Consider the following 19622-nt stretch of genomic DNA (forward strand, 5'->3'; position numbering starts at 1 on the left):
TCGTATTGCTTGGCCCGATCGGCGCATTTGATCGCATTGGAACATTGGCCTCGCCGGAACGTTCCCGGCGTTGGCAGGATTGGTGATGGTTAAGAAATCAGATCAGCTCAAGCGGGGCATTTTCGAAAGCGAGCGCAGCTTCCGGCTGTTGGCTGGAGGGGCAATTGATTATGGGATTTGGACGCTCGACCCCGATGGACGGGTGACCAACTGGAACAACGGCGCCGAGCGCATCACCGGCTATCCGGCCAAGGCGATCCTCGGCAAGCACTTCTCGGTCTTCTATCCCGCGGAGGATCGTGCATCGGGCCTTCCCGCCAAGGCGTTGCAGATGGCGCGGAAGGAAAAGCACGCCGTGGCCGAGGGCTGGTGCATCCGCAAGGATGGCTCGCAATTCTACGCCTCTGTCGTCATCGATCCGATCTACGAGAAGCGCAAGCTGATCGGCTACGCGATGGTCACCCGCGACGTGACCGAGCGCCGACAGGCGCGCGCGGATCTCGACGCCAGCGAAAGCCAGTTCCGCCTGCTGGTGAGCAACGTCACCGACTACGCGCTGTACATGCTGACGCCGGCCGGCATCGTCGCCAACTGGAACGCCGGCGGCGAGCGCATCAAGGGCTACTCGCCCGGCGAAATCATCGGCCAGAGCTTCGCACGCTTCTACACACCGGCCGACCAGGCCGCGGGCAAGCCGGCCCGTGCGCTCAAGATCGCGGAAGAGACCGGGCACTACGAGGAGGACGGCTGGCGGGTCCGCAAGGACGGCTCGTTCTTCTGGGCCAGCGTCGTGATCGATCCGATCCGCGACAGCGACGGCAGCCTGGTCGGCTTTGCCAAGATCACGCGGGACATTTCCGAGCGGCGTGAGGCGCAGCAGAAGCTCGAACTGGTGCAGCGACAGCTCGCGGAATCGCAGAAGATGGATGCGCTGGGCCAATTGACCGGCGGCGTCGCGCACGACTTCAACAACCTCCTGATGATCATTTCGGGCAATCTGCACCGGATCAAGCGCGAGGTGACGAGCGAGCGCGGCCAGCTTGCCCTGAGTGCGATCGAAACCGCATCCGAGCGCGCCGCATCCCTGACCAGCCAGTTGCTCACCTTCGCACGCCGCCAGAGCGTCAACCCGCAGACCATCGATGTCGCCGACAGGATCACCGCGGTGCGCGAGGTGCTGAGCAGCGCGCTCGGCGGCGCGATCAAGCTGAACATGGAGATCCAGCCGGATCTCTGGCCGGTCTCCGTCGACCCGAACGAGTTTGAGACCGCGTTGATCAACCTTGTCGTCAATGGGCGGGACGCGATGGCTGGTGGCGGTACACTGACGGTCTCGGCCCGAAACGTACCCGCAACCACCGAGGTGGCCATCGGCGTAGCCGATACCGGCGAAGGCATCCCCCAGGATGTGCTGAGCAAGGTCTTCGACCCGTTCTTCACCACCAAGCCGGTCGGCAAAGGGACCGGCCTCGGACTGTCCCAGGTCCACGGCTTCGCCCACCAGGCCGACGGCCGGATCGAGATTGCAAGCACGCTCGGCAAGGGCACCACGGTCAGCATCTACCTCCCGCGCGGGACCGCGGCCGCAACGAGGACGACTGCGGGCCACAGCGTGCGCGGCTCCGCAACCGTCCTGCTGATCGAGGACAATCCGGCGGTTGCCGATGCGAGCACGGGCCTGCTCGAACAGCTCGGCTACACCGTGCGCTGGGCTTCGAACGCAGAGGCTGCCTTATCGGAGATCGAGACCAACGGGGTCGACGTGGTGTTCAGCGACATCGTGATGCCCGGCAAGATGGACGGGCTGAAGCTGGCGCGCACGATCCGGGACAGGAGGCCCGAGCTGCCGATCCTGCTGACGACGGGTTACAGCAAGAGTGCGCGCGACGTGCGGTCCGACTTTCCGGTCCTGCGCAAGCCGTACCGCATTCACGACCTCAGCCGCGAACTCTCGAAGCTGACGGGGCACCGCTCCGAAAGCGTGCCGGACGATCTCCCGGCAAATGAAGATCTGCCCAGAAAAGCGAGAGCGCGGTCATAATTTTCAAACGGAGGGCTAACGGTCCGCTGGCCAGGTTCGCCGCACCAATTGCACCCGTTCGATGCGGCTGCATTGTTCGCAGCGATATTGAAGGATGTCCCTGCCCTCGCTGCCCGGAGAGCTGCTCTCAAGCCGCATCGTCCTGATGCAGCTGATGCAGGAGATCAGCGTCAGCAACGGGCTGCGATCGTCATTCATCGATGCCCGCGGTGGCGCGGTCGGATCGGCGATCATGGCGCTGGGCGATGCTATGGTGTTGGCTCTCACCACAAGAAAATGCCCACCCGCGGCTAGGGTTCCCGCCCCGAAACCAGATTCGGACTCGAGCCGGTGTGTGACGCGCCCTCCCGCTCGGGCGGACCGATCAAACCCTCGCGTTGCTCTGGCCCGGCATGAGCCTGCCTTTGTCCGATTTGTCGGGAGCCGGCTTGCCGGTCGCAACGGCACGATCCGCAAAGCTTCGGCTCAGCCGCTCTCGCACCGTGGGGAGGCGCTCGCCGCCGCCGGCGGCCTTCCACCGGCCGATGAGCTCGGTCACTTCGGCGCGCATCGCCATCAGCCGGTAGGACGCTTCGCTGCAATCCAGATCGCGGTTGACTTGATCCCGGATCGAAGCCTCGACCAGGCTCATCTCAGCCCGCAAAGTGCTGATCTTACGACGAATTTCGTTGATCTTGTTGTCCATGGCTTGTTAGAACAAAAATAGAACATATTGTCAAGTCACGATCCGGCAAGCGAGGTGAGCGATGAGCATGGTAGCGGTGAGATTTGGCGGGGTTGCGGAGCGGCTTGGCGGGCTGATGTCGCGTGCCCAGGCGCTGCGGTTGCGGACCTTGGCCGAGGAGGCCTATCAGCCGAACCAGTACGCGCGCGACCTGACGTCGGAGGAAGCCGAACGGCGCATCGATGCCCTCCGGGCGGAGATCGCACTGGCGGATTCCTTCTGAACCGCCCAACCCGGACACTCCCTTAAGGCTTTGATATAGCGGCACAGCTAGGTCTGTTCTGTTATTGCTGTTTGCCTTTTGGGGGAGCCTTTCGTGCTGGAGCTGGAGAAGCGGTCGCCGCTTGCGTTCCCGATCACGCTGAAAGACGGGCGAACACTCGCAACCGTCGGCGACGCGGCGGACTACCTGTCAGCGCTGAACATTGATCAGCGCGAGCGCGGGTACTGGAAGACGGCGATCATGATGTTCAACAACGCCATGCGCGAACCCAGCTATCTGAGGATCGCAACGATGAACCTGCGCTCTGCGCTTGTGTACGACCGCCTCGTCGACGACGTCGGCCACTGATTGTGGTGTTGCAGCTACAGCCGAATCGGCGCGCCTTTCGTAAGGCCCGTTCGTTATGGCCGCAAACAAGGTAACGGCGGTACACGCAACGGCCGGGTGCGCAATGCGCTTCGGCCGCACTCTCGGGCCGCCGCGGAGGGCCAAGGCGGCCCATTTCTTTTCAAAGCAATTTGGCGCGGACGAACAGCATCCGCAGCGCGGAAGTTGCTTGCACCGTCAGCATGGCGTTACCCGCCGCGCGCTCCAGCGCGACCAGCGCGTCGTCATGCAGCGAGCGGAACTCCATCCATTCGACGGCGCTGAGATTGCTGATGAAGCGGTAGGCCTGACCGACGGTCGCGAGCGTTACCGTCTCGCCGTTCAGCCGCACTCTGAATGTCGCCTTCAGCGGCGTGTCGGATTTGGAAACATCAGCCATGGCGCGGTTGTGCTCCGCGGCGCGTTAATGTCAATCTAATTTCTCTGCTCCCATCGAGGTGCGCCGGCTCCACGGAATCGCAATGTCTGTTAGCGTTTCGTGGGGGGTGATTCGTGCCTGATCTTGCCAACACAGCCTATCTCGATGCGCTCAATTCCGAGCAGCGCCGCGCCGTCGAGCACGGGGTCGGCAAGGATGGCATCGTCGGCGCCCCGCTGCTGGTGATCGCGGGCGCGGGCTCCGGCAAGACCAATACGCTTGCCCATCGCGTCGCGCATCTGATCGTCGCGGGCGCCGATCCGCGGCGCATCCTGTTGATGACCTTTTCGCGACGCGCAGCCGCCGAGATGGCCGGCCGCGTCGAACGCATCGCGCGGCGCGTGCTCGGCGATCGCGCCTCGATCATGACCGATGCGCTGAATTGGGCGGGCACGTTCCACGGCATCGGCGCGCGGCTGCTCCGGGAATTCGCCGAACACATCGCCCTCGACCCCGCTTTCACGATCCATGATCGTGAGGATTCCGCCGACCTGATGAACCTGGTCCGCCACGATCTCGGCTTCTCCCGCACCGAAAGCCGGTTTCCCACCAAAGGCACATGCCTTGCGATCTATTCGCGCTGCGTGAACGCGGAGATGCCGATCGAGGCCGTGCTGGGCCAGTTCTTCCCGTGGTGCTCCGGCTGGGCCAGCGAGTTGAAGCAATTGTTTGCGGCCTATGTCGAGGCCAAGCAGCGGCAGAACGTGCTCGATTACGACGACCTTCTGCTCTACTGGGCGCAGATGGTGACGGACACTGCGCTGGCCGAGGAGATCGGCGGCCGCTTCGACCATGTGATGGTCGACGAATATCAGGACACCAACCGCCTGCAGTCCTCCATCCTGCTCGCGCTCAAGCCGGCCGGACGCGGGCTCACCGTGGTCGGCGACGACGCACAGTCGATCTACTCGTTCCGCGCCGCCACGGTGCGCAACATCCTCGACTTCCCGGCGCAGTTCAGCCCGGCCGCCGAGATCGTCACGCTCGACCGCAACTATCGCTCGACGCAGCCGATCCTGGCGGCCGCCAATGGCGTGATCTCGCTCGCCAAGGAACGCTTCACCAAGAACCTCTGGACCGACAGGACCTCGACCCGCAAGCCGCTGCTCGTCACGATCCGCGACGAAGCCGATCAAGCCCGTTACATCGTCGAGCAGGTGCTGGCCAACCGTGAGGAAGGCGCGCTGTTGAAGCATCAGGCGGTGCTGTTCCGCACCTCCTCGCACAGCGGTCCGCTGGAGGTCGAGCTGACCCGCCGCAACATTCCCTTCGTGAAGTTCGGCGGCCTCAAATTCCTCGATGCCGCGCACGTCAAGGACATGCTGGCGCTGCTGCGCTTCACCGCGAATCCGCGCGACCGGGTCGCCGGCTTTCGCATCCTGCATCTGTTGCCCGGCGTCGGGCCGGCCTCGGCGCAGCGCGTGCTCGACCGCATGGCAGAGGCCGCCGATCCGATCGCGGCGCTCGCGGCGCTGCCCGCCCCGCCCCGCGCCGGCGCCGACTGGCGGCTGTTCGTCGAGGCGATCGAGAACCTCCGCTACTCGGAATGGCCTGTCGACATCGAACGCGCGCGCCTCTGGTACGAGCCGCATCTCGATCGAATCCACGAGGACAGCGAAGTCCGCCGCGCCGACCTCATTCAGCTCGAGCAGATCGCCGCCGGCTATCCGTCACGCGAACGCTTCCTCACCGAGCTCACGCTCGATCCGCCCGATGCGACCAGCGACCAGGCCGGCGTGCCGCTGCTCGACGAGGATTATCTGATCCTGTCGACCATCCACTCCGCCAAGGGGCAGGAATGGAAATCCGTCTACGTGCTCAACGTCGTCGACGGCTGCATGCCCTCCGATCTCGGCGCCGGCACGTCGGCTGAACTCGAGGAGGAGCGCCGCCTGCTCTATGTCGCCATGACCCGCGCCAAGGACGATCTGCATCTGCTGGTGCCGCAGCGTTTCTTCGTCCACGGCCAGGCTGCCAAGGGCGACCGCCACATGTACGCCTCGCGTACCCGCTTCATCCCGGAAAGACTGCTGCCGATGTTCGAGCGGACCGGCTGGCCGCGCGTTGCGGCCGCGCAGACCTCCTCCGCCAACCGCGCGCCGCCGATCGATATCGGCGCCCGGATGCGCGGCATGTGGCGCTGACCCGGTTCAAAAGGATTTCAGGTGGGCGGGAACGAAGCCGCCGGTTCGGCGTTGAGGCGACGTTCGTAATCGGCAAACGACCATCCCGACGGCTTCGGCGCGCAATGGCACGCTGGAGCCGTCTTTTTTGCGCTGCGTCAATTCAGGCAGAAAACAGCATAACCGGCTGGTCGAAGCCCTTCAGCGTATAATCGGAACCGGCCGCGGTGATCATGTCGCGGGTTCGATCGCGCACGGCCGTCGTGACCAGGATCTCGCCGGATTTTGCCATCGCCTGGGCACGTGCCGCGCGATTGACCACCGTGCCGACAGCCGTCAGGTCGCGATGGGTCTGGCCGAACTCTCCGAAATTGGTGTCACCACTGTCCATCCCGATCCCGATGCCGAGCTCGATGTCGCCGGCGCCGATCGTCCGCGCCAGGGCGTCGCGCCTTTCCTGGAAACGGCGCTGGATGTCGCGCGCTGCCAGCAAGGCCTGCACCGCATGATCGTCCCGGCGCACCGGAAAATTGAAGATCGCGAACACGGCATCGCCGATCGTCTTGTTGAGAATGCCGTCATAGCGCCAGATCGCGGCGGCGCAGTCGTCGTAGAACGCATCGAGCAGCGACGTCAGCCCGTCCTGCGCGATGGTCTGCGTCAGCGTCGTGTAGCCGCGCAGATCGGCGAACAGGATGGTGGCGTCGATGGTCACGGCGCGTGCCTTCATGATCTTCGAGAAGGCCATCTCGCAGATCGTGCAGGTGTTCGGGTTCATGCGACTCGGCCGGATACCGAACAGGCGGAACGGCGCCGACAAGGGACCGCGCAACGGGATCGGCATGTGCAGGTTTTGCCAGCAGCCGAGGCAGATCGTTGCGGGTTCCGGAGTCATCGGCGCCTCACCTGCTGTTCCAGCAACGAAACCACCCCAGCCTGGCTCGGTCGGTCATGGCGTCCCCACGAGATTGCCGCGCTCAGGCGGTCGTCACGAAACTCACTCCAATCCGCGTCTTCTTGCTCCAGATCACCTGGCAGTCATAGACAACCGAGGCGTCCCGGGCCATCACCAGGCGGAATCGGTGCGGGACGAAGGCCGGATTCTCGACCTCGATGGCGGCCCCCTCCGGCGACATATTCACGATCGTGCAACGCATGACCGAACCGCCCGACGAGACATAGCCGGGTTCATTGACCTCGGTTCGCGGATGCTTGCGCTTTTCGTCCACCCGGCTTCCCCCTCAAGCGTTCCTCACGCAAACGTGGGCGATCGGCATCGCAGGAGTCAACGGCTCCTGCGGCCCGCATCAGGCTTTCGCACCACGATTTGTGCGCAGCAGTAAGCCGAATTGCTTATCGCACCCGTGCAGATGAGCCCCGCGTCGGTGCGGGCTTGCCGTTCGCGACAGCGCGAGGATAGCCTCACCCTATGGGCGATGCGCTGGCGCGACGCACGCTCCCAACAACAACGAACAGGCGCCATGGGGAGACGCGCCATGTTCGAGATTCTCGATCGCCGGACGACTCTGACCGGCAACCAGATCAAGATCCTTGCGGCGGCCATCATCGGCGATGCGCTGGAGTTCTTCGACTACTTCCTGATCGGCTTTGTGCTCGCATTCCTGATCGGGCCGTGGAAACTCACCTTTGGCCAGTCGGCCACCGTGCTGATGAGCTCCGGCATCGGTGCCATCCTCGGCGCCTATCTGTGGGGCTGGCTCGCCGACCGGGTCGGGCGCCGCATCGTCTTCATCGGCACCGTGCTGAATTTCTCGACCGCGACCGGCCTGCTCTATTTCACGCCCGACAATGGCTGGGTCTATCTGGCGATCCTGCGCTTCTTCGTCGGCACCGGCGTCGGCGGACTTTATTGCGTCGACCTGCCGCTGGTGCAGGAGTTCATGCCCTCTCACAAGCGCGGCTGGGTCGGCGGGCTCGTCACCTGCGTGATCCCGCTCGGCGTCGGGCTCGGCGCGGTGCTCGGCGCGGTCATGGGCACCGATCAGTGGCGGCTACTGTTTGCGATCGGCGTGCTGCCCGCTGTCCTGGTGCTGCTGGTCCGGCTCTGGGTTCCGGAGTCGCCGCGCTGGCTGTGCCGGCAGGGACGCTATGACGAAGCCCGCAAGTCGCTGGCTTGGGCGCTGCAGGTGCCGCCATCGGAGCTGCCGTTGCCGAGCGCGGCCGACGCCGGCCCAATCGTCAAGACAAGCTGGTTCGACCTGTTCAAGTATCCGCGCAGCCTGATCGTCTCCTGGCTCGGCAATGCCGGGGCGCAGACCGGCGTCTACGGCATCACGCTGTGGGCGCCCGCGCTGTTCGTGCTGCTCCTGAAGGTCTCGCCGCAGGAGGCCGCCAAGATGATGATCCTGCTCAGCATCACCGGTTTCCTCGGACGCATCTCGTTCTCCTACTTCTCGGAACTGCTGGGACGGCGCATCGCCGGCGGCCTGCTCGGCTTCGGCGCCGGCGCGCTGACCATCATTGCCGGCTATCACTACGACGCGACGCTGTTCGGCATGTCGGCATTCTGGCTGCTGCTCGGCGCCGCGTTCTTCTTCGCCGATGGCGGCTTTGCGATCGTCGGGCCCTATGCCGCGGAGGTCTGGCCGTCGCATCTGCGCACCACGGGGATGGGATCGGCCTACGGCTTCGGCGGCATCGGCAAGATCATCGGGCCGGTCGGGCTTGCCCTGATCGTCGGCTCGAACAACTACCTCAAGCCGGATGTACCGCTCACCCAGATCCCGACCGCCTTCGTCTATCTCGGCTGCTGGTTCCTGATGGCGGGCGCCGTCTATCTGTTCTTCGGGCTCGAGACCCGGGGCAAGTCGATCGAGCAGATCGACAAGGAGCTCAATGCGACCGCCGACGTCGCGGCCGCCGCAACGATCCGGCGCGCCTGAGGGAGGTGAATATGAGCGTGACTGCTGCCGATCTTGCCGGCGATCGCGACGTGATCGCCCGCGCCGAGGCAATCAGGGACGCGGTTGCAGCCGCCTCCGACGAGATCGAGACGTCCCGCCGCCTGCCGCCCGATCTGCTCGACCGGCTGCATGAGGCGCGGCTGTTCCGCCTGCTGTTGCCGCGCTCGACCGAGGGGATCGAAACCGATCCCGTCACCTTCTTCCATGTCATCGAGACCATCGCCAAGGCCGATGCCTCGACGGCGTGGTGCCTGAGCCAGGCCGGCGGCTGTGCGATGTCGGCGGCCTATCTCGACCTGCCGGTCGCGCAGGAGATGTTTGCCGATCCGCGCGCCGTGCTGGCCTGGGGACCCGGCCCCAAGGTCAAGGCGGTCGAGTGCGCGGGCGGCTACCGCGTCACCGGGGTCTGGTCGTTTGCCTCCGGCGGGCGGCACGCCACCTGGCTAGGCGCCCACTGCCCGGTCTATGCGGCGGACGGCTCGCCGCGCCGCGACGTCAATGGCGAGCAGGTCGAGCGCACCATGCTGGTGCGGACCGAACACGTCGAATGGACCGACATCTGGAACACGGTCGGGCTGCGCGGCACTGCCAGCGACCAGTTCGCGCTCAACGACGTCTTCGTCCGCGCGGACCATTCGATCACCCGCGAATTCGATCGCGAATGCCGCGAGAATGGTCCGCTGTACCGGATGAGCAACCACACCTGCTATCAGGTCGGCTTCGCCGGGGTCGCCTGCGGCATTGCGCGCAGCGCACTGGATAATTTCGTCGATATCGCCCGCAATAAGATGCCGCGCGGCATGAAGAAGACGCTGCGCGACAATGCCGTGGTGCAATCCGGCCTCGCCCAGGCCGAAGTCAATCTGCGCGCCGCCCGCGCCTTCCTGCTGCAGTCGATGGCGGATATCTGGCAGGACCTGGTTGCCGGGCACAGCATTACGGTCGCGCAGCGCATGACGATCCGGATGGCGGCAACGCACGCCATCCACAAGGCGCGGGAAGCCGTCGACTTTGCCTACAACACGGCCGGCGCCACCGCGATCTTCGACGGCCATCCGTTGGAGCGGCGCTTCCGCGACATCCACACCGTGACCCAGCAACTGCAGGGGCGCTTCAGCCATTTCGAGACCGTCGGCGCCTGGATGCTGGGCGTCGATGCCGACCTCAGCTTCGTTTAACCCGATTTCTCAGGGAGAAGAACCATGCCACTGGGTGGACTACAGCATTTCACGATCGAACCGCAGGACCTGGAGAAGACCAAGGCGTTCTATTGCGATGTGCTCGGGCTCGAGAATGGCGATCGTCCGCCGCTCGATTTCCCCGGCTACTGGCTCTATTCCGGCGGCCAGGCCACTGTCCATTTAATGGGCACTCGCAAACCGCGCGACGGCATCGTGGTGCGCGGCACCGAGAAGAAATATGAGGACACCGGGCGGCTCGATCATATTGCCTTCGCCGCCACCGACGTCGACGCCGTGCGCAAACGCCTGCAGGCGAAGAACGTCAGCTTCCGCGAGCAGATCGTGCCGCGCACCGGCGACACTCAGATATTCCTCTACGATCCCGACGGCGTCGGCGTGGAGCTGAACTTCCCGAAGGGCTGAACAGCCTTCGCCGGATTATTCCGCTGCTCAACAATTGGCCGGCGCATGTGCCGGCCAAATCTTCATGTCAGCAAGACGGTTCCCGACAAGGCCCTGACTCGGCCATCACTCGGGCGTGATCCGGTCCGTTTTTCTTCAACATTGAATGACGAATTAGCCAGGCCGCGCCGCTGCGGCAGAATAGCCGGGGTGCTGCGCCTTTAACCTACCCCAGGGCTTGGTGGCCCGGCTATTCGTCCCCACTTCGCTGTCGGAAATGACCCTAGTCCAGCCCGCGTTCGTGGCTGAGGCGGACCATTTCGTTGATGAAGATTTGTTTCTGCTTGTCGTCGAGGCTCGCATAGAGCGGCTCGGCGGCGTCGGCGACGCCGCGCTGATCGACGGCGCGGTCATTGAGGAACTGGGCCTCATTGCGCATCTGCTCGATGATGTCGTCAGGCGGATCGCGCTGCGCGCGGGCAATGCGCAGGTTGAGGCGATCGGCGCCATTGTGCCCGAGATAGTGCATCGCACTGTTGAAGCCGGCCCAATTCTTCTCCTGCTCCGGCGTCAGGTTGAGCTCCTTCTTGATCCGCTCGATGTTGGCGTCGCTGTTCGCGACGATCTGTTCGGCCGTGAGCTGCGGTGCGCCGGCCTGGGTCAGCACGGTCGGCGCTTGCTTCGCACCCTTGTCCTTGGCGGCGGCCTTGGCCGATTTGGCGGCCTTGGCGCCCTGCTTGTCACCGGACGCCGGAGCCTGTGCATTCTTGCCGTTGCCGGCATTGGGGTTGGCGTTGTTGTTACCGGTCAAGACCCCGGTCACGCCGGTCACCACCCCGACGACGCCGCCGATTGCTCCGCCCAGAACGCCGCCAACCGGTCCGGCGGCCTTGTTGCCTTCGCGCGCGCCGTTTTCGACGCCCTGCACGATCTGCGCATCGACCATGTGAGGCACTGCAAGCAGCGTGACGGCGGCGGCCCCAACCGCGGCGCACAATTTCCATTGCGCTCGCAGCTTCGCTACCGGGATGAGCATGATCGGGTCTCCGTGATCGATTGTGTGAATTGGACTGACGCGGCGGGCAGGGTCGACGAATCCGGAGTTTATCGTTTCCGGCTTCGGCAAGTCTATCGGTCGCGCCGGCCATCAACATGGCGGAACACGGCTCGGTCAGGGCTTGGTCGGAAACCTGCGGCTCAACCGCGCATCGTCTACAAGCATCGCCGCGCCGACCTCCGCGTGCGTCGCAGCATGATCACCGGACGCGCGGCAAACCAGGGGCAACTGCAGTGATGCCGATGACACTGCCTGCGATTTGACCACAACGTTAGTACTACGTGGCACGGGCATCTCGTTTCTCGACAGCAGCCGGCAATTCTGTTCTGATCACTGTGAACGAAATCCCGCGACGTCGCGCGAACGCGACGCACAAAAACAACAACGGGATTCAAGAAGTCTTTTGTCCGTCGGCTACCAGGGAGGGAATGCCATGTCACGGAAGAAGCTTTCGCGCCGAGAATTCGTTGCAGCGACAGCGCTGTCATCGGCGGCGCTCATTACAGCCCCCTACGTACGTGGCGCCTACGCAGCCGGAAAGCTCACGATGGGCTTCTGGGATCATTGGGTGCCGGGCGCGAACAGTGCGTCCACCGAACTCGTCAAGGAATGGGGCGCCAAGGAAAAAGTCGAGGTCGAGATCGACTACATCACCAGCCAGGGCAACAAGAACATCGTCACCATCGCCGCCGAGGCGCAGGCGAAGTCCGGTCACGATATCTTCCAGATGCCGACGTGGTGGCCCCAGTCCAATGCCGAACTGCTTGAGCCGGTCAACGACATCATGGACCCGCTCATCAAGCTGAACGGCGACGTCAACGGTACAGTGAAGTATCTCGGCCAGGCCGACGGCAAATGGCTCGGCGTTCCCGCCAGCGTCGGCAGCCAGATCAAGGGTCCCTGCTCGCGCATCGACCTGATGAAGAAGTATGCCAATATCGACGTGCAGGAAATGTATCCGGCCGGAAGCCCCCCGAAAGCGGACAACTGGACCCTCGATACGTTCCTCAAGGCGGCTGAAGCCTGCCACAAGGCCGGCTTCCCGTTCGGCATCGGTCTCGGCGAAACCAGCGACAGCGTCGATACTGCCGGCGCGATCTTTCAGTCGTTCGGTGCGCAACTGGTCGACGCCAAGGGCAACCTCACCGTAAAGACCGACGCGGTGCGCCAGTCGCTCGAATTCTACAAGAAACTTCTCGCTTTCCTGCCGCCCGATGTTTCCGCATGGGACGATGCCTCCAACAACAAGTGGCTGGTCTCGGGCAGGGGTGCGATGATCATGAACCCGCCGAGCGCCTGGGCGGTCGCCAAGCGCGATGCTCCGCAGGTCGCAGAGCAATGCTGGACACATGGGTTCCCGGCCGGGCCGAAGGGACGCTTCGCGCCCTATTTGCCGTTCTTCTGGTCGATCTGGTCGTTCTCGAAGAACAAGGAAGCGGCGAAGAGCCTGCTGTCCTTCCTGTCGCAACCCGCATCGATCGAAAAGATGGTGGTCGCGAGCGGCGGATATGACCTGCCGGCCTACGAAAAGCTCACAACGTTGAAGGTTTGGGCTGAGGAAGCGCCGCCAAAGGGCACGCTCTACCACTATCCGAATCCCTACCATCATCAGACGCTGTCGATCGCGGCATCGCCCGCGCCGCCCAAGGTCGCGCAGCAGATCTACTTCCAGGCCACCCTGACCAAGATGTGCCTGCGCTACTACCAGGGTGAAGGCCTGGAAAAGACGCTCGCCTGGGCCGAAGGCGAGTGCGAAGGCTTCATGCGAAGCTGACGAACGGACGAGTTCGCGCGCGGCCGCCGATCGTGCTGGCCGCGCGTGGTCTCGTCTTTATAGACCAACCGCCGGACCGGCGAGCCGTGCAACCAACCCGCGCGAGGAACCTGCGTAATGGTTGATGTCGCATTCCAATCCAACCGCACAGCTGCGGCCCCGACAGGGCGAAGGCGCGCCGGCCTGCGCAACGCGCTGCGGCGCAAGTCGATGTCAGCATTCCTGATGACGCTGCCGCTGATCCTCCTGATCGCCGTGCTCGTGATCTATCCGGCCCTCTATTCCCTGCATCTGGCGACGCTGAACAAGGCGATGACGAAGTTCGTCGGCTTCGGCAATTTCGAGTTCCTGTTCAAGCGCGAAACCTTCTGGCTGGTGGTCAAGCAATCCTGCATCTTTGCGATATCGGCGGTGGTCTTCAAAGCGCTGATCGGTTTCATCGTCGCGCATTTCGTGCACAATGTTCCCGCCAACAAGCAGCGCAAATGGCGCGGCATGCTGCTGGTGCCATGGGTGATCCCGCCGGCGATGAGCACGCTGGCTTGGCTGTGGCTGTTCGACCCGTCCTACAGCGCCTTCAACTACACGCTTGCGTTCTTCGGCCTCGGGCCAATCCCGTGGACCGGCGACGCGATGTGGGCGCGCTTCTCGGTGATCCTGGTCAATGTCTGGTACGGCGCGCCGTTCTTCATGATCATGTATCTGGCGGCGCTGAAATCGGTGCCCGAGCAGCTCTATGAGGCGGCCGCGATCGACGGCGCCAATTGGTGGCAGCGGATCTGGTACGTGACCTTGCCGATGATGCGCAACATCATCGCGATCACGACGCTGTTCTCGCTGATCGTAACCTTCGCCAATTTCGACATCGTGCGCATCCTGACCGCGGGCGGGCCGCTCGACCACACTCACATCTTCGCCACCTGGGCGTTCCGCGTCGGCATCGAGGGCAGCGACATTCCGCTCGGCGCCAGCGTCTCGCTGTTCATGGTGCCGATCCTCGCGGTCGCGGCGATCTTCATCCTGCGCGACATCACCAAACGCGGGAATGAATCCTGATGAGCACGGTGACGATCGACAAGTCGGGACCGACCCGCAAGGTCAAATACGGCAGCATGAGCCGCGACCGGACCTGGGCGCTACGCTGGTCCTATTTCTTCCTGACGCTGTTTGCGATCTTCTCGCTGGTGCCGCCGCTCTACATGCTGATCACCTCCCTGAAAGGCAGCGCGGAGATCTCGGCGGCGACCAATCCGTGGTGGGTCTACCACCCGACACTCGAGAACTACGTTCAGCTCCTGACGTCGAACCAGTTCCTGCGCTTCTTTTGGAATTCGGCCTGGGTCTCGATCATCGTGGTCACCATCACGATGCTGATCAGCGTGCCGGCTGCCTTTGCGCTGGCGCGGATGAAGTTCTGGGGCTCGGCGACGCTCGCGACCGGGGTGTTCCTCACCTATCTCATTCCGGACAGCCTGCTGTTCATCCCGCTGTTCAAGATGTTCGCGGTAATCGGCGACTGGACCGGCATTCAGCTCATCAACCGCTGGTATGTGCTGCTGTTCATTTACCCGACGCTGACGGTGCCGTTCTGCACCTGGATCATGATCGGCTATTTCGCCTCGATCCCGAAGGAGCTCGATGAGGCCGCGATCATCGACGGCGCGAGCTGGTTCCAGACGCTGACCCGGATCTTCATCCCGGTCGCCCTGCCCGGCCTGATCGCGGCGACGATCTTTGCCTTCACCGTCTCCTGGGCCCAGTTCCTCTATCCCCTGGTGTTCACCACCTCGACCGATCAGCTTGTGCTGCCGGTCGGCATCATCACGACCCTGATCAAGGGCGACGTCTTCAACTGGGGGCAGATCATGACCGGCGCCCTGCTCGGCGCCGCGCCGCCGCTGATCATCTACGCCTTCCTGATGGACTACTACATTGCCGGCCTGACCGCCGGTGCGACAAAAGGTTGAACGCGACAAAGGTAGGATTCATGGCCGACGTCAGTTTGCGCAAGGTGGTGAAACGTTACGACGAGGTCGAGGCGGTGCGCGGCATCGACCTCGATATCGCCGACCATGAGTTCGTGGTGCTGGTCGGGCCGAGCGGCTGCGGCAAGTCGACGACGCTGCGGATGATCGCCGGCCTCGAGGACATTTCCGACGGCGATATCATGATCGGCGGCGATGTCGTCAACGACGTGCCGCCGAAGGACCGTGACATCGCAATGGTGTTCCAGAACTATGCGCTGTATCCACACATGACCGTCGCCGAGAACATGTCGTTCGGGCTGCGGCTCAAGCACTACCCCAAGGCCGAGATCAAGAGCCGGGTGACGGAAGCCGCCCGCATGCTCGACATCACCGACCTGATCGACCGCAAGCCGAAGCAGCTCTCCGGCGGCCAGCGCCAGCGCGTCGCGATGGGACGCGCGATCGTGCGCAACCCGAAGGTGTTCCTGTTCGACGAGCCGCTGTCCAACCTCGACGCCAAGCTGCGCGTGCAGATGCGGATCGAGATCAAGAAGGTGCACCAGAAGGTCCGCACCACTACCGTCTACGTCACCCATGACCAGGTCGAGGCGATGACGCTGGCCGACCGCGTGGTGGTGATGAACCACGGCAGGATCGAGCAGATCGGCACGCCCAACGAGCTGTATCACAAGCCGGCGACCCGCTTCGTCGCGAGCTTCATCGGCTCGCCCGCGATGAATTTCGTTCCGTGCCGGCTCGAGGACGTCGGCGGCAAGCTCAACGTGCGGCTGACCGATCGGCTCTCCTTCCCGCTGCCGCCGGCGCGCGCCGCCCGCTACCAGGCCCTTTCCCGCACCGACAAGCTGCTGCTGGGTCTGCGACCCGAGCATATCATGGAGGCGCGGCCGCACGCCGAGCCCGGCATCGAGCCGTTCGATGCGATGCTCGACGTCACGGAGCCGATGGGCATGGAGACGCTGGTCTACTTCACGCTCGAGGGCTCCCAGCTCTGCGGCCGGGTCAATCCCAATGCCGGCGCGCGGGATGGCAGCCCGCTCCGATTGGCTGTGGACCTCAACAATATGCATTTGCTAAACGAGGTGACCGGCGCCGTGCTTTGACGGCGCACAAGAACCTCAAGGGCAGGAAATGGCTACCAACAAGAAGAAGATTTTCATCACCCAGACTCTGTCTCCGGGGGCACGGGCCCTCCTCAATGAACGGGATGATGTAGAACTCGTCGAATTTCCCAACCTGATCTCGGCCAAGGACTTCCAGGCGATGCTGGAGCAGCATGCGCCGGTCCATGGCGTGGCGCTCGGCGCGACCCGCTTCGGCGAGGCGGAGCTGGAGGCGTCCAAGGGCATGCTGGTGGTGACCCGGATCGGCGTCGGTTACGACGCAGTCGACGTGCCGGCACTGTCCCGCCGCAAGGTGCCGCTGATGGTCGCAGGTACCGCGAACTCGCCGTCGGTCGCAGAGCACGCCCTGTTCATGATGCTGACGCTGGCCAAGCGCGCGCAGGAAATGCACGCGATGGTCAAGGAAGGCACCTGGGCGAGCCGGCTCGGCGTGCTGCCGTTCGACCTCTACGGCAAGACGGTCCTGATCGTCGGCTTCGGCCGCATCGGCACCCGCACCGCCAAGCGCTGCCTTGCGATGGAAATGAACGTGCTGGTCTACGATCCCTACAAGGCGGCCGGCGAGATCACCGCGGCCGGCTGTGAGGCGGTGCCGAGCCTCGAAGCAGCGCTGCCGCGGGCGGATTTCGTCACGATCCATTGCCCGAAGTCGCCCGAGACGGTCGGCCTGTTCAACGCCGCACGGATCAGGCTGATGAAGCCAACCGCCTATCTCATCAACACCGCCCGCGGCGGCATCGTGGACGAGAAGGCGCTGCACGACGCGCTGGCGTCGGGCAAGCTGGCCGGCGCCGGCCTCGACGTGTTCGAGGTCGAGCCTCCGTCGGTCGGCCAGCCCCTGCACGCCCTGCCGAATGTGATCATGGCACCGCACGTCGCGGGCGTGACGGTAGAGGCTGTCGATCGCATGAGCGAGCAGACCGCGCGCAATATCCTGAGCGTGCTGGACGGCAATCCGCTGCGCCAGAACGTGATCAATCAGGACGTCCTCGGCTGAGCTTTCAGCCCTTCTCGTTTGCACCGCGGCCGATCCCCCGAGGTCGGCCCGGCGATGCGGAGCACGCACATGGCTTTCAAGGAATTCGGCAACTACGACGCGGTCGGTCTCGCCGAGCTCGTCCGCAACAAGGACGTCACGGCAAAGGAACTGCTCGACGAGGCGATTGCGCGCACGACCGCCGTCGATCCGAAGATCAACGCAGTTGTCGTCAAGCATTACGACTACGCCGAGCGCCAGATCGCCAAAGGGTTGCCTGACGGCCCCTTCACCGGCGTACCGTTCCTGCTGAAGGATCTCGACCTGCTCGAGAGCACCCGCACCACGTCGGGCGCCAGCCTGCTGAAGGACTTCGTCGCCGATCACAACGGTACGCTGACCCAGCGTTTCCTCGATGCGGGTCTTGCGATCTTCGGCAAGAGCGCGAGCCCGGAATTCGGGCTGATGCCGACGACGGAATCCCGCCTGTTCGGCCCGACCCGCAATCCCTGGAATCTCGATCATTCCTCCGGCGGCTCGTCCGGCGGCGCGGGGGCTGCTGTCGCCGCGCGCATCCTGCCCGTTGCGCATGCCAGCGACGGCGGCGGCTCGATCCGGATCCCCGCCTCCGCCTCCGGCGTATTCGGCATGAAGCCGACGCGCGCCCGCAACCCGTGCGGTCCCGATCGCGGCGAGGGCTGGGGCGGCTTCTCCGTCGGCCATGTGCTGAGCATCAGCGTCCGCGACAGCGCGGTCATGATGGATGCGATCCATGGTCCTGAGCCGTCGAGCCTCTACGTCGCGCCGCCGCCGGAGCGGCCGTTTTCCCAGGAGGTCGGCCGCGATCCCGGCCATCTGCGCATCAGCTTTACCGACAAGTCGCCCTATGGCGATGCGATCGATCCCGAGATCGCCGCAGCGGTCCGCGACATTGCCAAGCTGCTGGCGGGCCTCGGCCATCATGTCGAGGAGCGTGCGCCGCCACTTGCCGCCGATCCCGCCGCGGTCATGACGACGATCGTCGGCGGCAACACGGCGCTGACGATCCGCGTGCTCGAACAGCGCGTCGGGCGCACGCTGACGTCGGACGATGTCGAGCGGCTGACGCTCGCCAGCGGTCAGAACTCGGTCAAGATGACCCCCGCCGACTACGTCGCTGCGCAGCTTGCGGCGTTCCAGATCTCGCGCGGGCTTGCGACCTTCTTCGAGGGCTGCGACATCTTCCTCAGCCCAACCTTGTGCGCGCCGCCGCTCCGCATTGGCGAGTTGAACACGATGTCCGAGGACCTGACGCACATCGCGCCGGTGCTGCGCCGCTACATGCCTGGCACCTCGATGTTCAACATGTCCGGGCAGCCGGCAATGTCGGTGCCGCTGGCCTGGAACAAGGCTGGCCTGCCGCTCGGCATGATGTTCGCGGCCAAGCTTGGCGAGGAAGGACTGCTGTTCCGCCTGGCCGGCCAGCTCGAACAGGCTCGTCCCTGGAAGGACCGGCATCCGCCGGTCTGCGCCTAGCTCAATCGGGCGGGACAAAGGGTAGTCCAATCAGGTAGATAGGAAGGGCGCCGGCACGATTCCGCCGGCGTCATGCTTGGGAGACCGAACCGTGAGTGACCCGACCGACAATGCGCTCGCCGCAATCGCGAGCATTCTCGATCAGACGACGACGCCTCCCGACAAGTCCAAGTCGTCCGACACCAAGTCGTCCGACAAGGCCGCGGACAAGGCATCCGAGCCTGCCGAGGAGCCGCCGGTCTCGATAGCGATGCCACCGCCCCTGCCATCGTCCGTCGAGGTCGTCACCGTCGAAGCGGTGTCCATCAAGACTGTGTCCGTCGAGAGCGCGCCTGCCGAGCCGACGACAGTCGAGCAACCGCCGATCGAGGAACCCGAGCTACTGGTCGAACAGTCTGAGCCGAGTGAGACCGAGCTGAGTGAACCCGAGCCGAGCGTGCCAGAGCCAGAGCCGATCCAGCCGCCCCAACCGATCGAGGCCAATGGCTATTACAAGTCCGGCCCAGGCCCGATGGCCGCGCTGCGCTTCCGCTGGACAGTGCGCGAGGACGGCGCCCAATACTATGTCGACGAGACCGTCGGCGAAGGATCGACCCCGCTGGTCAACGGCCCGATGGACAGGGACGCCGCGATCAAATTCGTCGACGATCGCGAGGCCGAAGCGCGGCGCCGCTTCGAGCATTTCAAGCACGAGATCGTCAGCCGTACGGCGGCCGCCCTTCAGGCGAGCAAGGACCGCCACGAGGCCTGACACGCGATACGTGCTCA

The 19622-nt window shown here is 64.4% G+C and carries 19 protein-coding genes; 14 read left to right on the plus strand and 5 right to left on the minus strand.

Going from position 1 to position 19622, the window contains the following annotated elements; genetic code table 11:
* The first annotated feature begins 85 nt into the window (after nucleotides 1-85).
* The gene (locus HU230_RS12985; protein ID WP_176531325.1) at nucleotides 86-2041 is read left to right on the plus strand and encodes a PAS domain S-box protein; all 1956 of its coding nucleotides are present in this window, start codon (nucleotides 86-88) and stop codon (nucleotides 2039-2041) included.
* Between the two features lie 364 nt (nucleotides 2042-2405).
* Here HU230_RS12985 and HU230_RS12990 read toward each other — a convergent pair whose 3' ends face one another.
* The gene (locus HU230_RS12990) at nucleotides 2406-2726 is read right to left on the minus strand and encodes a hypothetical protein (RefSeq protein ID WP_176531324.1); all 321 of its coding nucleotides are present in this window, start codon (nucleotides 2724-2726) and stop codon (nucleotides 2406-2408) included.
* A gap of 61 nt (nucleotides 2727-2787) precedes the next feature.
* On the opposite strand from HU230_RS12990, the gene HU230_RS12995 reads away from it, so the two are divergent.
* Nucleotides 2788-2988, plus strand: a complete 201-nt coding sequence (locus HU230_RS12995) for a DUF3072 domain-containing protein (protein WP_224943254.1) — start codon at nucleotides 2788-2790, stop codon at nucleotides 2986-2988.
* A 93-nt stretch (nucleotides 2989-3081) separates the two neighbouring features.
* Nucleotides 3082-3336: a hypothetical protein gene (locus tag HU230_RS13000; protein ID WP_176531323.1), complete on the plus strand. Its 255-nt coding sequence runs from the start codon at nucleotides 3082-3084 to the stop codon at nucleotides 3334-3336.
* A gap of 160 nt (nucleotides 3337-3496) precedes the next feature.
* Here the strand turns inward: HU230_RS13000 and HU230_RS13005 are convergent, their stop codons facing one another.
* Nucleotides 3497-3754, minus strand: coding sequence for a hypothetical protein (locus HU230_RS13005; protein WP_176531322.1), 258 nt, complete (start codon nucleotides 3752-3754; stop codon nucleotides 3497-3499).
* Between the two features lie 113 nt (nucleotides 3755-3867).
* On the opposite strand from HU230_RS13005, the gene HU230_RS13010 reads away from it, so the two are divergent.
* Nucleotides 3868-5937 carry an ATP-dependent helicase gene (locus tag HU230_RS13010; RefSeq protein ID WP_176531321.1) on the plus strand — a complete coding sequence of 690 codons (2070 nt, stop codon included), beginning with the start codon at nucleotides 3868-3870 and terminating at the stop codon, nucleotides 5935-5937.
* Between the two features lie 142 nt (nucleotides 5938-6079).
* Here the strand turns inward: HU230_RS13010 and HU230_RS13015 are convergent, their stop codons facing one another.
* Together HU230_RS13015 and HU230_RS13020 are read right to left on the minus strand one after the other, a co-directional pair.
* On the minus strand, nucleotides 6080-6811 hold the full coding sequence (locus HU230_RS13015; RefSeq protein WP_176531320.1) for an adenylate/guanylate cyclase domain-containing protein: 732 nt from the start codon (nucleotides 6809-6811) through the stop codon (nucleotides 6080-6082).
* Nucleotides 6812-6893: 82 nt separating this feature from the next.
* Complete coding sequence (locus HU230_RS13020; protein ID WP_176531319.1) at nucleotides 6894-7145, minus strand: PilZ domain-containing protein; 252 nt, start codon at nucleotides 7143-7145, stop codon at nucleotides 6894-6896.
* Nucleotides 7146-7412: 267 nt separating this feature from the next.
* Between HU230_RS13020 and HU230_RS13025 the strand changes: the two genes are divergently transcribed.
* The 3 genes from HU230_RS13025 to HU230_RS13035 are packed head-to-tail and all read left to right on the plus strand — an operon-like array spanning nucleotide 7413 to nucleotide 10444.
* The gene (locus HU230_RS13025; protein WP_176531318.1) at nucleotides 7413-8819 is read left to right on the plus strand and encodes an MFS transporter; all 1407 of its coding nucleotides are present in this window, start codon (nucleotides 7413-7415) and stop codon (nucleotides 8817-8819) included.
* A gap of 11 nt (nucleotides 8820-8830) precedes the next feature.
* The gene (locus tag HU230_RS13030) at nucleotides 8831-10018 is read left to right on the plus strand and encodes an acyl-CoA dehydrogenase family protein (protein ID WP_176531317.1); all 1188 of its coding nucleotides are present in this window, start codon (nucleotides 8831-8833) and stop codon (nucleotides 10016-10018) included.
* A 24-nt stretch (nucleotides 10019-10042) separates the two neighbouring features.
* Nucleotides 10043-10444 carry a VOC family protein gene (locus HU230_RS13035; RefSeq protein WP_176531316.1) on the plus strand — a complete coding sequence of 134 codons (402 nt, stop codon included), beginning with the start codon at nucleotides 10043-10045 and terminating at the stop codon, nucleotides 10442-10444.
* 262 nt (nucleotides 10445-10706) lie between these two features.
* Here HU230_RS13035 and HU230_RS13040 read toward each other — a convergent pair whose 3' ends face one another.
* The gene (locus HU230_RS13040; protein WP_420840862.1) at nucleotides 10707-11459 is read right to left on the minus strand and encodes a Spy/CpxP family protein refolding chaperone; all 753 of its coding nucleotides are present in this window, start codon (nucleotides 11457-11459) and stop codon (nucleotides 10707-10709) included.
* 454 nt (nucleotides 11460-11913) lie between these two features.
* Between HU230_RS13040 and HU230_RS13045 the strand changes: the two genes are divergently transcribed.
* The 7 genes from HU230_RS13045 (at nucleotide 11914) to HU230_RS13075 (ending at nucleotide 19605) form a co-directional block, all read left to right on the plus strand.
* Nucleotides 11914-13254: an ABC transporter substrate-binding protein gene (locus tag HU230_RS13045; RefSeq protein ID WP_176531315.1), complete on the plus strand. Its 1341-nt coding sequence runs from the start codon at nucleotides 11914-11916 to the stop codon at nucleotides 13252-13254.
* A gap of 117 nt (nucleotides 13255-13371) precedes the next feature.
* Nucleotides 13372-14310: a carbohydrate ABC transporter permease gene (locus tag HU230_RS13050; protein WP_176531314.1), complete on the plus strand. Its 939-nt coding sequence runs from the start codon at nucleotides 13372-13374 to the stop codon at nucleotides 14308-14310.
* Entirely contained in the window at nucleotides 14310-15221 is a 912-nt protein-coding gene (locus HU230_RS13055; RefSeq protein WP_176531313.1) for a carbohydrate ABC transporter permease, read from the plus strand. The genes HU230_RS13050 and HU230_RS13055 overlap by 1 nt, the downstream gene beginning before the upstream one ends.
* Before the next feature lie 20 nt (nucleotides 15222-15241).
* Nucleotides 15242-16342, plus strand: coding sequence for an ABC transporter ATP-binding protein (locus HU230_RS13060; RefSeq protein WP_176531312.1), 1101 nt, complete (start codon nucleotides 15242-15244; stop codon nucleotides 16340-16342).
* Between the two features lie 28 nt (nucleotides 16343-16370).
* Nucleotides 16371-17360: a hydroxyacid dehydrogenase gene (locus HU230_RS13065; RefSeq protein WP_176531311.1), complete on the plus strand. Its 990-nt coding sequence runs from the start codon at nucleotides 16371-16373 to the stop codon at nucleotides 17358-17360.
* A 69-nt stretch (nucleotides 17361-17429) separates the two neighbouring features.
* Complete coding sequence (locus HU230_RS13070) at nucleotides 17430-18854, plus strand: amidase (protein WP_176531310.1); 1425 nt, start codon at nucleotides 17430-17432, stop codon at nucleotides 18852-18854.
* 91 nt (nucleotides 18855-18945) lie between these two features.
* Entirely contained in the window at nucleotides 18946-19605 is a 660-nt protein-coding gene (locus tag HU230_RS13075) for a hypothetical protein (protein ID WP_176531309.1), read from the plus strand.
* Nucleotides 19606-19622 lie beyond the last annotated feature (17 nt).

The sequence above is a fragment of the Bradyrhizobium quebecense genome (genome assembly GCF_013373795.3).
GTDB lineage: Bacteria > Pseudomonadota > Alphaproteobacteria > Rhizobiales > Xanthobacteraceae > Bradyrhizobium > Bradyrhizobium quebecense.